Raw genomic sequence first — 13,105 nt, forward strand, 5'->3', positions numbered from 1 at the left:
AACGTCCGGGGAACCGTGAACGAGGGGTGGGGGAATGGCAGCCGATCGCTGGGGTGAGGCGCTGGAGCAGGCCGGAGACCGTATCGTCGCCGGTCGCGCGATGGACGGCGACGTCGCCGCGTTCGCGGTGCTCGTGCGCAGGTACACGCCGATGATGAGGGCCTACACGCAGCGGATGCTCAACGCGTCGGCGGAGGTCGATGACATCGTGCAGGACGCGTTCGTGACGGCATGGCAGCGGTTCGGTGAGCTGGAGGACCCCGCGAAGGTCAAGAGCTGGCTCATGCGGATCGTGAGCCGCAAGGCGGTGGATCGGCTGCGCCGGACGCGTCCCGCGCTCGACGTGGACGAGATCGACCGACCCGCGCCGCCGCAGGCATCGCCCCATGCGGTCGTCGAGGCGAGAGCGGGCGTCGAGGCCCTCGGCGCGGCCCTGCGCGAACTCCCGGAGGCCCAGCGCGAATGCTGGGTGCTGCGGGAGCTGGCCGGCTACAGCTACGACGAGATCGCCGAGGAGCTCGGCATCCCCGTCAGCACGGTGCGCGGACTGCTGTCCCGCGCGCGACGGTTCCTGATCACACGGATGGAGGCGTGGCGATGACCGATCACCACGAGGACGACCAGCTGCGCCGCCTCGGCCTGGAGCCCGCCGACCTCGACGGGCACACGATCGAGGAGCTCAGCGACTACTTGGACTCCGGCCGCACCCCGCGGAATCCCGCCATCGAGGAGTCGCCGGGGTGCCAGCTCGCGCTCGATGCCCTGGAGAGGCTGCGCGGGCTGGGCAGCGCCCTGATGGATGAGGATGTCTCCTCCGCGTCTGCCGCGGACGAGAGCTGGGTGGAGAGGATCCTCAGCGGCATCGCGATGGACGCCCAGGCGGGGCGCCGCATCCCCTTCGCCTACGATGATCCGGACGTGGAGCTGGCGATCACCGAAGGCGCCGTGCGCGGACTGGTCCGTGCCGCGGAGGAGGCCGTCCCCGGCGTGCTGGTCGGCCGGTGCCGGCTGGAGGGCGATGTCACAGAGCCCGGAGCGCCGGTGCGGGTGGCGATCGACGCGAGCGTGCGCCTCGGCGACCCTCTCCGTCGCGTGGCCGACCGGCTGCGCGCGGAGGTGGAGGCCCGGCTGCGTCGTCATACCGAGCTGCAGGTCGTGGCCATCGATGTCGCGATCACCGACGTCAGGGAGGGGGCATGATGACCGGCACCGAGCTGTCGAAGGAGGAGCGCGCGGGTCTCGCGCTCCGGATCGAGGCGGCGCTGCGCGCCTGCTCCGGGGTGCGCGGCGTATACCGATCGGGCTCCCTCGTCTCCAACCTCCTGCGTGCGGGTGCGTCGGCGTGGGGGAACGAGCGCGGAGTCGAACCGATCGTGTCCGTCGCCGCCGGAGCGGACGGCGTGGCGGTGGAGGCGGCGATCGGCGTCGACGGGCGGGTGCGCAGCGTCGCGACGCTACGGCATGCCCGTGACGCCGTGGACGTGGTGCTGCGGGCCGAAGGCCTGCGCCGCGGGAGCCTCACCCTCACCGTCGCCTACGTGCAGAGCGCCGTGGAGCCGGAGCCGGGGGAGCGCCGCCGTTCGTGACGGCGGCGCTCCTCGCATCACACCAGGGCGCGGAGGCCCTCGACGAGCGGGGTCGTCGGGCGGCCGATGAGGCGGCGGAGGGTGCCGTCGGTGTCCGCCAGGGCGCCGTCGCGGATACCGGCGTCCAGGGCGACGACGAATCCGGCGGTGCCCTCGTCGAGGCCGGCCGCGCGGAGCGCGGCGAGTTGCTCGTCGGCGGAGAGCGGGACGAACACGACCTCGCGGCCCGTCACCTCGGTCATCGCGGCGGCGAGGTCGGCGTAGGTCCATGCGACGTCCCCGCCGAGCTCGTAGACCGCACCGAGGTGTCCGTCCTCGGTGGCGCCGACGGCGGCGGCCTCGGCGTAGTCCTTCCGGCTGGCGGAGGCGACGCGGCCCTCTCCGGTGCCGGCGCTGAGGGTGCCGGTCTCCGCTGCACGAGCCAGGTCGGCGGCGTAGTTCTCGGTGTACCAGTTGTTGCGGAGGATCACCGCGGGAAGACCTGCGGCCGCGATGAGCTCCTCGGTGGCCTTGTGCTCGGGAGCCAGGACGAGGGAGCTCGTGGTGGCCTTCGGAGCGCTCGTGTAGACGAACTTCGACACCCCGGCATCCTTCGCGGCCTCGATGACCGCCTGATGCTGCGCGACGCGCTGGCCCACCTCCGAGCCGGAGACGAGCACGACGGTGTCCACGCCGTCGAGCGCCGCCGCGACCGACGCCGGGTCGGTGTAGTCGAGACGGACGACGGGCACGCCGAGGTCGGCCCCCTTGGCGAGGTCGCGCGCACCGGCGCGGATCGTCTGCGGGTCGACGCCGCGCGCGAGCAGGGCGGCGACGATGAGGCGGCCGAGGTGACCGGTCGAACCGGTGACGAGGATGGTCATGGGAGTCCTTTCGTTGCTGACTCCCCGGACAACCCCGGCAGCCGTGCTCCGCATTCCTTTCGGCGGGTACCCACTTTTCGGTAAGGTACCCACATGACGGTGAGTTTTGCGCAGATCCGCGATTCCCAGCCCGCTCTCTTCGATCAGGGATGCGGGACACGCGTCATCCTCGACCACATCATGAGCAAGTGGGGCGTGCTCGTACTCTCCTGTCTCTCCGACGGCACGCGGCGCTGGGGCGAGCTGCGTCGGGAGGTGGACGGCATCAGCGAGAAGATGCTCGCGTCGACCTTGCGGACCCTCACCGACGACGGCCTGGTGCATCGGGAGTCGCTGCCGACGGTGCCGCCGCATGTCGAGTACAGCCTCACGCCTCTCGGGCGTGACCTGATGGAGCGGATGCTTCCGCTGATGGAGTGGGTCGCGGCGCACGCCGACGGAATGCTCGGTCGCGACTGACCCACGGAATCCTTCGCGTATCTGAACGCGACGCATGGATTCCGTTGCAGAAACAAAAGGATTGACGGGATACCGCGGCGAGCCGTACTGTTCAGGACATGGCAACGACGCCCATCCACCTCGAACGCCCCGACGGCAAGGGCCTGGCCGCAGGCACCCTCGGCCTGTGGGGCTCCACCGTCATCGGGCTCGCCTCCACGGCCCCCGTCTACTCGCTCGTCGCGACGCTCGGCTTCGTCGTGCTCGCCGTCGGCGCGCAGGCGCCGATCGCCTTCATCATCGCCTTCGTGCCGATGCTGCTGATCGCCTTCGCCTATCGCGAGCTCAACAACGCCGTCCCCGACTGCGGCACCACGTTCACCTGGGGCAGCAAGGCCTTCGGGCCGTGGGTGGGCTGGATGGGCGGCTGGGGCGTCGCGGTCGCCGGCATGGTCGTGCTCGCGAACCTCGCGCAGATCGCCTCCGTGTACTTCTGGTCGCTGATGGGGCAGGACCTCGAGAACAACGACTGGCGCGTCGTCGTCGTGGCGGTTCTCTTCATCGCGGCGATGACCTGGGTGAGCTGGCGCGGGGTCGAGATCGGCGAGCGCATCCAGAACGTGCTCCTCGCGATCCAGTACCTCGCGCTGGCGATCTTCATCGTGGCCGCCCTCTGGCAGTTCTTCACGGGCGACGCCCCCGACGCCACCCCGTTCTCGTGGGAGTGGCTGAACCCCTTCGGCTTCACCGACTGGTCGGGCTTCACCGAGGCGATCCTCCTCGCGCTCTTCATCTACTGGGGATGGGACACCTGCCTCGCCCTCAACGAGGAGACGAAGGACCCGAAGCGCATCCCCGGCCGCGCCGCGGTGCTCACGTGCGTCATCCTCCTGGTGACGTACGTCGCGGTGACGATCGCCGCGATGATGTACGCCGGACTCGGCGAGGACGGCACGGGACTCGGCAACGAGGCCAACGCCGACGACTTCTTCCTGGCCATCAAGGACGGGCTGCTCGGACCGTTCGGCTGGGTGCTGGTGGTCGCGGTCATCATCTCGGCGATCTCGTCCACCCAGACGACCATCCTCCCGACCGCCCGCGGCACGCTCGCGATGGGCGTGTACCGGGCGCTCCCGGCGAAGTTCAAGGACGTGCACCCGGTCTACAAGACGCCGTCGTTCTCGACCATCGTCATGGGCGTGGTGGCTTCCCTCTACTACGTCGGCATGACCCTCATCAGCGACAACATCCTGCAGGACTCGATCCTCTCGCTGGGCCTCGCGATCGCGTTCTACTACGCCATCACCGGTTTCGCCTGCGTCTGGTACTTCCGTGCCGACCTGCGCCGCTCGACCCGCGACCTGTTCTTCAAGGGCATCTTCCCGCTGCTCGGAGCGCTGCTGCTGACCGGCGCGTTCGTGCAGTCGGCGACCGACATGTGGGATGTCGACTACGGCTACACCGTGCTCTTCGGCATCGGCGGCACGTTCGTGATCGGCATCGGGTCGCTGGCGATCGGCCTCGTCCTGATGTTCCTCTGGTACCTCTTCCCGCGGTCGAAGCGGTTCTTCCGGGGCGAGAGCCTGAACCGGGAGACCGAGGTGATGGTGCCGGAGGAGCCGGGCGCGATGATCCGCTCGGTCGACGGCGGCATCTGAGGCGCAGGGTGCGCGCGCGGCTGTCCTAGGCTGGCCTCGTGCGCATCCGGCTCGACATCGCCTACGACGGCACCCATTTCCGCGGGTGGGCCACGCAGCCCACGCTCCGCACGGTCCAGGGGACGCTGGAGGCGGCGCTCGCCCGGATCGTCGGCTCCGACGTGCGGTTCGTCGTCGCCGGACGGACGGACGCCGGCGTGCATGCGAGCGGACAGGTCGCGCACGTGGATCTCGACGAGGCGCAGTGGGCCCGGATCCAGGCACGACACGGCCGCGCCGCCGAGGATCCCGCGGGCAGCATCGCGGCGCGCATGCGCGGGGTGCTCGGCGCCTACCCCGACGTGACGGTCGTTCGCTCCTCCCTCGCCCCCGAGGGCTTCGACGCGCGCTTCTCCGCGGTCTGGCGACGCTATCGGTACCGGCTCGCCGACGACCTCGCCGGCTATGACCCGCTACGGCGTCTCGACACCACGACGATCCGCGGTCGGCTGGACGCCGAGGCCATGGACGCCGCCGCCCGGACCCTCATCGGTCTGCACGACTTCGCCGCCTACTGCAAGCCGCGCGAGGAGGCCACGACCATCCGCACGCTGCTCGACTACCGGTGGCAGCGGGACGCGGACGGGGTGCTCGTCGCGGAGGTGAAGGCCGACGCGTTCTGCCACAGCATGGTGCGGGCCCTCGTCGGCGCCTGCGCGGCGGTGGGGGAGGGGCGCCTCGACGTGGGCGACCTCGTCGTGCTCCGCGATGCCCTCACGCGGACCAGCGAGTTCAAGGTGCTCGCCGCCCGCGGGCTCACGCTCACCGAGGTCGGATACCCCGCCGACGACCTCCTCGCCGCGCGGGCAGCCCAGACCCGCGCCCGCCGGGACCACGAGACCGACTGATCGTCCGGATCCGGAGCCGGGGCACAGATGGGGCGGGTAGCGTGGGGACGATCATGAAGGTCATCTCCTACAACCTGCGCAAGCACCGGGCCGCCGGCGAGCTCGCGGCGCTCGTCGATGAGCATGATCCCGACATCCTCTGCCTGCAGGAGTGCGACGTCCCGGAGCTGCCGGACCGGATCGGCGGTCTCGTGCTGGCGGATGCGACGCAGGGCAACCGCCTCGGTCTCGCGCTCTTCTATCGCGAGAGCACCTACCGCCTGCAGGGCATCCGCACGCTGGGCCTGAAGAAGTCGCTGCACGATCGCATCGCGAAGCCGGCGCACGAGCGCGTGCTCGGCGCGCGCCTGCGCGACATCGACGACGGCGGCGAGTTCATCGTCGCGTCCTTCCACGCCGCGCCCCTGACGGCGTTGAACTCGCTGCGGCGGCATCAGATCCGTGCGGCGCTCGCCGAGCTCGCGACGCTGGGCGAGGGGCTGCCGCAGCTCATGGTGGGGGATTACAACTACCCCGTGTTCAAGGAGAACCTCGGGCAGGCCGTGCGCGACCAGGGCTACGCGCTCTCCCTCAGCGACGACCACACCTACACGCGCTACCGCGTCTTCCGCGGGCACTACGACTTCGCGACGTCGTCCGGCTTCGAGATCGAGCGCATCACCACGCTGCCGCAGCGTTCCAGCGACCACCGCCCGATCCTCGTGACGGTCCGCCCGGACTGAGTCCGGACGCCGGCGGGTTTGGGAATGCCGTTCCGGTGGCGTATGCTGACTCTTTGGTGCCCTTCCCTGTCCTGCGGGGAAGACGCACATCCGAACGTGAGCCCTCCACTGGCGTGTTCCTCCCCGTAGGGAAGAACCACCCCGGAGTGGGATTCACGAACACCTCCGTTCGACAAGAAAGCAGCACTATCGTGACGCGCACTTACACCCCCAAGGCTGGCGAAGTCCAGCGCGACTGGGTCGTCATCGACGCCACCGACGTCGTTCTCGGCCGTCTGGCTTCGCACGCGGCGACGCTCCTGCGTGGCAAGCACAAGCCGACCTTCGCCAACCACATCGACTCGGGTGACTTCGTCATCATCGTGAACGCCGACAAGGTCGCGCTCACCGGTCAGAAGCTCCAGAAGAAGATGGCGTACCGCCACTCCGGCTACCCGGGTGGCCTCAAGGCCGTCAGCTACGCCGAGCTCCTCGAGAAGAACCCGGTCCGCGCCGTGGAGAAGGCCATCCGTGGCATGCTCCCGAAGAACAGCCTGGGCCGCCAGCAGCTGTCGAAGCTGAAGGTGTACGCCGGTGCCGAGCACCCGCACGCCGCGCAGCAGCCCCAGCCGTACACCCTCGACCAGGTCGCCCAGTAAGCGCCGTACAGACTAAGGACATACTCGTGGCTGACATCCAGGACTCCACCGAAAACCTCCAGAACTTCTCGACGTCGACCCCGGAGACCGACGCGGTCGAGGCGGCTCCCCGCCCCGTGCTGAGCGTCCCCGGCGCCGCTGTCGGCCGTCGCAAGCAGGCCATCGCCCGCGTGCGTCTGGTTCCCGGCTCGGGCACCATCACGGTCAACGGCCGCACGCTCGAGGACTACTTCCCGAACAAGCTGCACCAGCAGCTCATCAACGACCCGTTCACCGCGCTGAACCTCGCCGGTGCCTACGACGTGATCGCCCGCATCTCGGGTGGTGGCGACTCCGGCCAGGCCGGCGCCCTGCGTCTCGGCATCGCCCGTGCCCTCAACGGCATCGACGCGGAGAACAACCGTCCGACCCTGAAGAAGGCCGGCTTCCTCTCGCGCGACGCTCGCGTCAAGGAGCGCAAGAAGGCCGGACTCAAGAAGGCCCGTAAGGCGCCTCAGTACTCGAAGCGTTAAGGTCCACTGCTCCGATGCCGATCTTTGGCACGGACGGCGTGCGAGGACTCGCCAATGGCATCCTCACCGCCGACCTGGCGCTCACCCTGGCCCAGGCGACTGCTGTCGTCCTGGGCCAGGGCCGTACTGCGGAGGCTCGCAAGGCCGAAGGCAAGCGACTCACCGCCGTCGTCGCCCGTGACCCTCGGGTCTCGGGGCACTTCCTGACCGCCGCCGTCTCCGCGGGACTCGCCTCCTCCGGCGTCGACGTCCTCGAGGCCGGGGTCATCCCCACGCCGGCGCTGGCATTCCTCGTCGCGGATCGCGACGCCGACTTCGGCGTGATGATCTCCGCGTCGCACAACGCGGCGCCCGACAACGGGATCAAGATCTTCGCCCGCGGCGGACGCAAGCTCCCTGACATCGTGGAGCAGCGCATCGAGGAGGCCATGCACGGCGAGATGCTGCGCCCGACCGGTGCCGGCGTCGGCCGCATCGACCGGTTCTCGGACGCCGAGGACCGCTACGTGGTGCACCTGCTCGCGTCGCTGCCGCACCGTCTCGAGGGCATCCACGTCGTGCTCGACTGCGCCCACGGCGCCGCCTCCGGTGTCTCGCCGGAGACGTTCCGCGATGCCGGCGCCGAGGTCACGGTGATCGGTGCCGACCCCGACGGCTGGAACATCAACGACGGCGTCGGTTCGACCCACCTCGACAACCTCGCCGAAGCCGTCGTCCGGCTCGGCGCCGACGTCGGCATCGCGCACGACGGCGACGCGGATCGCTGCCTCGCGGTCGACGCACAGGGCAACGTCGTGGACGGCGACCAGATCATGGCCATCCTCGCCGTGTCGATGAAGGAGCGCGGTCGTCTCACCGACGACACCCTCGTGGCCACGGTCATGAGCAACCTCGGCCTGCACGTCGCGATGCGCGAGCACGGGATCACGGTGCGTCAGACGGCCGTCGGCGACCGCTACGTGCTCGAGGACATGAACGCCGGCGGCTACGCCCTCGGCGGCGAGCAGTCCGGCCACGTCATCATGAGCGAGTACGCCACCACGGGTGACGGCCTGCTCACCGGTCTGCATCTGGTGGCCGAGATGGCGCGGCAGGGCAAGTCCCTCGCCGAGCTCGCGTCCGTCATGACCGTGTACCCGCAGCTGCTGATCAACGTCCGCGACGTCGACAAGGATCGCGTCGCCGATGACGAGGTCGTGCAGCAGGCGGTGCGCGACGTCGAGGCCGAGCTGGGCGATACCGGGCGTGTGCTGCTGCGCAAGTCCGGCACCGAGCCGCTGGTGCGCGTCATGGTCGAGGCGGCCGACTCCGAGTCGGCACGGGCTCACGCCGAACGACTGGCTGCCGTGGTGCAGGAGCGCCTCGCCCTCTGACGGGGGCGGGGGCTCGCTGCCTCACCCTGCCGGCGAGGTCGGCTGCACGGCTCTCGGGCGCGGCCGCAGGCCCACGGCCACCCGCACGAGCAGGCATCCGACGATGGTGCCCAGGGTGTTCGCGATCACGTCCGACAGCGTCGGGTAGCGGCTGGGCAGCAGCGTCTGCACGAGCTCGATCGTGGCGCTCGCGGCGTAGCCCGTCAGGATCACGAGCCAGGGGCTCCAGCGCGGCCATCCCGCGGCCAGGAGAAGCCCGAACGGGACGAACAGGGCGATGTTCGCGAGGAACTCGAACACGGTGTAGCTCGTCGAGAGCGAGATCCCGAGATGGGCGGAGGCGTACTCCGCGAGACGGAACGCGATACCCGTCACCCGCGAGGCGACCGTGGCCGGCAGCCAGACGATCATCGCGACGGCGACGACGTACGGGACGAGCAGCACGCGCGCCGCGATGGCGGTCTTCGACAGGCGGGAGGGCATGGCGCGAGCCTAGGGGGCGAACCTGGGGATCCGTCCGGCGGCGGGGGTCACCCGGGCGGGCCCTGCTGCTCGATGTACCGCAGCAGCACGCCTTCCCGCAGTGCCCAGGGCGACACCTCCAGCTCCTCCACGTCGAGCGCCGTCATCGCCGCATGCAACGACACCGCCGCCGCGACGATCTGGAAGGTGCGGTCGGGAGTGATGCCGGGGAGCTCCTGCCGCGCCGATGCGGGCAGACGCGCCAACCGCGGGATCCACGATCCGAGGGCCGCACGCGGCAGCAGCATCCGCTCGCTCCCCGACCAGCCGGGGACGGGGTAGCCGACCAGACGCGCGAGGGAGCGGATGGCCTTGGACGATCCGACGACGTGGTCGGGACGGGCGAGCGCCGTGAACGCGGGGACGACGGAGGCGAGCGTCGTCGTCGCATGCGCGCGGAGCCGGTCCACGTCGTCCTCGCCGGGCGGGTCCTGCGCGAGGAAGCGCACCGTCATGCGTCCCGCGCCCAACGGCACGGAGGCGGCGATCTCCGGGAGCTCCTCGGCCCCCGCGGCGATCTCCAGCGAACCGCCGCCGATGTCGAGGAGCAGCAGTCGGCCGGCGGACCAGCCGAACCAGCGTCGCACGGCGAGGAAGGTGAGCGCGGCCTCGGTCTCGCCGTCGAGCACCTGCAGCGGCTGGCCGAGCGCGGCCTCGATGCGGGCGATCACGGCAGCCCCGTTGCGGGCGTCGCGCACGGCGCTCGTGGCGGTGGCGAGGAGAGCGTCGACGCCCTCGGTCTCGGCGACCCGACGCGCCTGGGCGACGGCCGCCTCCAAAGCCCGCACGCCCTCCTCGGCGATCGCGCCGTCCGGTGTGAGGTAGCGCATGAGGCGCAGCACGGTGCGGTCGCTCGTCGTCGCGAGCGGTCGTCCGCCGGGACGCACGTCGGCCGCGAGCATGTGGACGGTGTTCGATCCGATGTCGATGACTCCGAGGCGCACGGGATGAGGATACTCGCGCGCGGTTACGATGGACGACGTGACCACCGTCGACCCCACGCTGCCGCTGTCGCCGTACCGGGAGATCGGGCGCGCGGAGTGGGCGCGTCTCGCCGCGGGACTCGACCAGCCGCTCACCGAGACCGAGGTCGTCGAACTCCGAGGCATCGGCGACCGGCTCGACCTCACCGAGGTGCGCGAGGTCTACCTCCCGTTGAGCCGGCTGCTGAGTCTGTACGCGAGCGCGACCAAGCAGCTCGGCGCCGCGACCTCGACGTTCCTGCAGGAGGACGACACCACGACGCCGTTCGTCGTCGGTGTCGCCGGCTCCGTCGCGGTGGGCAAATCGACGATCGCCCGGCTCCTCCGCGAACTCATGAGCCGCTGGCCGGGGACGCCGCGGGTGGAGCTGGTCACGACGGACGGCTTCCTCTACCCGAACGCCGAGCTGGAGCGCCGCGGCCTCATGGACCGCAAGGGCTTCCCCGAGTCGTACGACCGCCGGGCGCTGATCCAGTTCCTCACGGAGGTCAAGAGCGGGGCTCCCGAGGTGCGCGCGCCGTTCTACTCCCACATGCGCTACGACATCGTCCCGGACGCCCACGTCGTGGTGCGCCGGCCGGACGTCGTGATCGTCGAGGGGCTGAACGTCCTGCAGCCCCCGCCGGCGCCGAACGACGTGGCCGTGAGCGACCTCTTCGACTTCTCGATCTTCGTGGACGCCGACACGGCGCACATCGAGAAGTGGTACGTCGACCGGTTCCTCGCTCTGCGGCAGGGTGCCTTCAGCAACCCGAACTCGTACTTCAACGTGTTCGCGCACCTCACGGACGAAGAGGCGATCACCACTGCATTGGGATACTGGAACGAGATCAACATGCCCAACCTCGTCGAGAACGTGATGCCGACTCGGCATCGGGCACGGCTCGTCCTGCGGAAGGGCGCGGATCACGACGTGGAGAGCGTGCTCCTGCGCAAGCTCTGAGCGCTCGCGGCGGCATCCGATTGTTCGGACGGTTCGCAAAAAATGCCGCTTACCCTTATCGGCATGTGTGGAATCGTCGGATACGTGGGCCCGCGGCCCAGCCAGGACATCCTTCTCGCCGGCCTCGCCCGGCTCGAGTACCGCGGCTATGACTCCGCGGGCATCGCCGTGATCGACGGCGAGGGGACGCTGGGCATGCGCAAGAAGGCGGGCAAGCTCGCCATGCTGCGCGACTCGCTCGGCGACGCCCCCCTCGCCGACGGCACGACCGGCATCGGCCACACCCGCTGGGCGACGCACGGCGGCCCGACCGACGTCAACGCGCACCCGCACCTCGCCGACGACGACAAGCTCGCGGTGATCCACAACGGCATCATCGAGAACTTCGCGGCCCTGCGCGACGAGCTCCTCGCCGACGGCGTCGCCTTCCGCAGCGAGACCGACACCGAGGTGGCCGCCGCCCTCCTGGGCCGCGAGTACGCGGGCAACGGCGGCGATCTCGCCCTCGCCTTCCGCACGGTGGTGAACCGCCTCGAGGGGCCTTCACGCTCCTGGCCATGCACCAGGACCACCCGGGGCTCGTCGTCGGCGCCCGCCGCAACTCGCCGCTCGTGATCGGTCTGGGCGAGGGGGAGAACTTCCTCGGCTCCGACGTCGCCGCCTTCGTCGAGCACACCCGCAAGGCACTGGCGATCGGTCAGGACCAGATCGTCTCGATCACCCCGGACGCGGTGACCGTGACCGACTTCGCCGGGACGCCCGTCACCGCCGAGCCCTTCGACGTCTCCTGGGACGCCGCCGCCGCCGAGAAGGGCGGATGGTCGAGCTTCATGGCCAAGGAGGTCGCGGAGCAGCCCGAGGCGGTCGCGAACACCATCCGCGGACGCATCCGCGACGGTCAGGTCGTGATCCCGGAGCTGGACGGCCTCGACGAGCTCTTCGTCGGCATCAACCGCGTCATCATCACGGCGTGCGGCACGGCCTCCTATGCCGCGCTCGTCGGCAAGTACGCGATCGAGCAGTGGGCCCGCGTGGCCGTCGACGTCGAGCTCGCCCACGAGTTCCGCTACCGCGACCCGGTCATCGGCGCGGACACCCTCGTGGTCTCGATCAGCCAGTCCGGCGAGACCATGGACACCCTCATGGCCGTGAAGTACGCCCGGGAGCGCGGTGCCCGCACGCTGTCGGTCTGCAACACGCAGGGCGCGACCATCCCGCGCGAGTCCGACGCCGTCGTGTACACCCATGCCGGCCCGGAGGTCGCCGTGGCCTCGACCAAGGCGTTCTCCGCCCAGATCACGGCCCTGCTGCTGCTCGGCCTGCACATGGGCCGCGTCCGCGGTGTTGTCGCCGACGCCTCCACGGACGTCGAGGAGCTCGCCGCGCTGCCGGAGAAGGTCGCGAAGGTGCTGGAGAGCGAGCACGAGCACGTCTCGCAGCTCGCCGGCTGGATGGCCGACACCCGCTCGGTGCTCTTCCTCGGTCGCCACGTCGGCTATCCGATCGCGCTCGAGGGAGCGCTCAAGCTCAAGGAGATCTCCTACATCCACGCGGAGGGCTTCGCCGCCGGTGAGCTCAAGCACGGTCCGATCGCCCTGATCGAGCCGGGACAGCCGGTGTTCGTGCTCGTGCCGTCGCCGCGGCACTCCGCGCTCGTGCACTCCAAGGTCGTCTCCAACATCCAGGAGATCCGCGCCCGTGGTGCCCGCGTCATCGTCGTGGCGGAGGAGGGCGACGCCGCCGTGCTGCCCTTCGCGGACGAGGTCATCCACATCCCGCTCGCCGGACCCATGTTCGAGCCGCTGCTCGCCGTGGTGCCGCTGCAGATCTTCGCGATGGCGCTGGCCACCGCGAAGGGTCTCGACGTGGACCAGCCGCGCAATCTCGCGAAGTCCGTCACGGTGGAGTGACCGCCGACCCACCCCCTTGTGTTCCTCCCACCCCTCTGCGTGCGCACGCAAAGGGGTGGGGTGTACGGAG

At 70.2% G+C, this 13,105-nt stretch carries 14 protein-coding genes and 1 pseudogene; 12 read left to right on the plus strand and 3 right to left on the minus strand.

Annotated elements, in window-relative coordinates:
- Positions 1–34: 34 nt before the first annotated feature.
- From IZR02_RS03750 to IZR02_RS03760, 3 genes are read left to right on the plus strand one after another with little or no spacing between them, the layout of a single operon-like run.
- Complete coding sequence (locus IZR02_RS03750) at positions 35–601, plus strand: RNA polymerase sigma factor (RefSeq protein ID WP_025104393.1); 567 nt, start codon at positions 35–37, stop codon at positions 599–601.
- Positions 598–1,200 carry a hypothetical protein gene (locus IZR02_RS03755; protein WP_025104392.1) on the plus strand — a complete coding sequence of 201 codons (603 nt, stop codon included), beginning with the start codon at positions 598–600 and terminating at the stop codon, positions 1,198–1,200. Before IZR02_RS03750 ends, IZR02_RS03755 begins: the two co-directional genes overlap by 4 nt.
- Positions 1,197–1,586 (plus strand): hypothetical protein, encoded by a 390-nt coding sequence (locus IZR02_RS03760; protein WP_231729403.1) that lies wholly within the window; start codon positions 1,197–1,199, stop codon positions 1,584–1,586. Before IZR02_RS03755 ends, IZR02_RS03760 begins: the two co-directional genes overlap by 4 nt.
- 17 nt (positions 1,587–1,603) lie before the next feature.
- On the opposite strand, the gene IZR02_RS03765 is transcribed toward IZR02_RS03760, so the two are convergent.
- Positions 1,604–2,449 carry an SDR family oxidoreductase gene (locus tag IZR02_RS03765; protein ID WP_025104390.1) on the minus strand — a complete coding sequence of 282 codons (846 nt, stop codon included), beginning with the start codon at positions 2,447–2,449 and terminating at the stop codon, positions 1,604–1,606.
- Positions 2,450–2,542: 93 nt separating this feature from the next.
- Here IZR02_RS03765 and IZR02_RS03770 point away from each other — a divergent pair, with 93 nt between their 5' ends.
- The 7 genes from IZR02_RS03770 to glmM all read left to right on the plus strand — a co-directional run bounded on the left by IZR02_RS03770 (position 2,543) and on the right by glmM (position 8,677).
- Positions 2,543–2,908, plus strand: a complete 366-nt coding sequence (locus tag IZR02_RS03770; protein ID WP_025104389.1) for a winged helix-turn-helix transcriptional regulator — start codon at positions 2,543–2,545, stop codon at positions 2,906–2,908.
- Between the two features lie 98 nt (positions 2,909–3,006).
- Complete coding sequence (locus IZR02_RS03775) at positions 3,007–4,545, plus strand: APC family permease (protein WP_025104388.1); 1,539 nt, start codon at positions 3,007–3,009, stop codon at positions 4,543–4,545.
- Between the two features lie 38 nt (positions 4,546–4,583).
- Complete coding sequence (truA, locus tag IZR02_RS03780; RefSeq protein WP_025104387.1) at positions 4,584–5,432, plus strand: tRNA pseudouridine(38-40) synthase TruA; 849 nt, start codon at positions 4,584–4,586, stop codon at positions 5,430–5,432.
- 53 nt (positions 5,433–5,485) lie between these two features.
- Positions 5,486–6,154 (plus strand): endonuclease/exonuclease/phosphatase family protein, encoded by a 669-nt coding sequence (locus IZR02_RS03785; protein WP_025104386.1) that lies wholly within the window; start codon positions 5,486–5,488, stop codon positions 6,152–6,154.
- A gap of 191 nt (positions 6,155–6,345) precedes the next feature.
- Positions 6,346–6,792, plus strand: coding sequence for a 50S ribosomal protein L13 (gene rplM, locus IZR02_RS03790; RefSeq protein WP_025104385.1), 447 nt, complete (start codon positions 6,346–6,348; stop codon positions 6,790–6,792).
- 26 nt (positions 6,793–6,818) lie between these two features.
- Entirely contained in the window at positions 6,819–7,304 is a 486-nt protein-coding gene (gene rpsI, locus IZR02_RS03795; protein WP_025104384.1) for a 30S ribosomal protein S9, read from the plus strand.
- 14 nt (positions 7,305–7,318) lie between these two features.
- Entirely contained in the window at positions 7,319–8,677 is a 1,359-nt protein-coding gene (gene glmM, locus IZR02_RS03800) for a phosphoglucosamine mutase (RefSeq protein WP_062766240.1), read from the plus strand.
- Positions 8,678–8,698: 21 nt separating this feature from the next.
- Here glmM and IZR02_RS03805 read toward each other — a convergent pair whose 3' ends face one another.
- On the minus strand, positions 8,699–9,160 hold the full coding sequence (locus IZR02_RS03805; protein ID WP_025104382.1) for a VanZ family protein: 462 nt from the start codon (positions 9,158–9,160) through the stop codon (positions 8,699–8,701).
- 47 nt (positions 9,161–9,207) lie between these two features.
- Positions 9,208–10,143 (minus strand): Ppx/GppA phosphatase family protein, encoded by a 936-nt coding sequence (locus tag IZR02_RS03810; protein ID WP_025104381.1) that lies wholly within the window; start codon positions 10,141–10,143, stop codon positions 9,208–9,210.
- 28 nt (positions 10,144–10,171) lie between these two features.
- On the opposite strand from IZR02_RS03810, the gene coaA reads away from it, so the two are divergent.
- Positions 10,172–11,125, plus strand: coding sequence for a type I pantothenate kinase (gene coaA / locus IZR02_RS03815; RefSeq protein WP_025104380.1), 954 nt, complete (start codon positions 10,172–10,174; stop codon positions 11,123–11,125).
- A 63-nt stretch (positions 11,126–11,188) separates the two neighbouring features.
- Positions 11,189–13,035, plus strand: a pseudogene (gene glmS / locus IZR02_RS03820) (glutamine--fructose-6-phosphate transaminase (isomerizing)).
- Positions 13,036–13,105: the final 70 nt, after the last annotated feature.

The sequence above is a fragment of the Microbacterium paraoxydans genome (assembly GCF_019056515.1).
In the GTDB taxonomy this organism is placed as follows: Bacteria; Actinomycetota; Actinomycetes; order Actinomycetales; family Microbacteriaceae; genus Microbacterium.

Coding starts and splice junctions, on each gene's coding strand:
- IZR02_RS03755 (WP_025104392.1), top strand. CDS start 598: ATGACCGATCACCACGAGGACGACCAGCTGCGCCGCCTCGGCCTGGAG.
- IZR02_RS03805 (WP_025104382.1), bottom strand. CDS start 9,160: ATGCCCTCCCGCCTGTCGAAGACCGCCATCGCGGCGCGCGTGCTGCTC.
- IZR02_RS03765 (WP_025104390.1), bottom strand. CDS start 2,449: ATGACCATCCTCGTCACCGGTTCGACCGGTCACCTCGGCCGCCTCATC.
- IZR02_RS03785 (WP_025104386.1), top strand. CDS start 5,486: ATGAAGGTCATCTCCTACAACCTGCGCAAGCACCGGGCCGCCGGCGAG.
- IZR02_RS03775 (WP_025104388.1), top strand. CDS start 3,007: ATGGCAACGACGCCCATCCACCTCGAACGCCCCGACGGCAAGGGCCTG.
- IZR02_RS03770 (WP_025104389.1), top strand. CDS start 2,543: ATGACGGTGAGTTTTGCGCAGATCCGCGATTCCCAGCCCGCTCTCTTC.
- coaA (WP_025104380.1), top strand. CDS start 10,172: ATGGACGACGTGACCACCGTCGACCCCACGCTGCCGCTGTCGCCGTAC.
- glmM (WP_062766240.1), top strand. CDS start 7,319: ATGCCGATCTTTGGCACGGACGGCGTGCGAGGACTCGCCAATGGCATC.
- IZR02_RS03750 (WP_025104393.1), top strand. CDS start 35: ATGGCAGCCGATCGCTGGGGTGAGGCGCTGGAGCAGGCCGGAGACCGT.
- IZR02_RS03760 (WP_231729403.1), top strand. CDS start 1,197: ATGATGACCGGCACCGAGCTGTCGAAGGAGGAGCGCGCGGGTCTCGCG.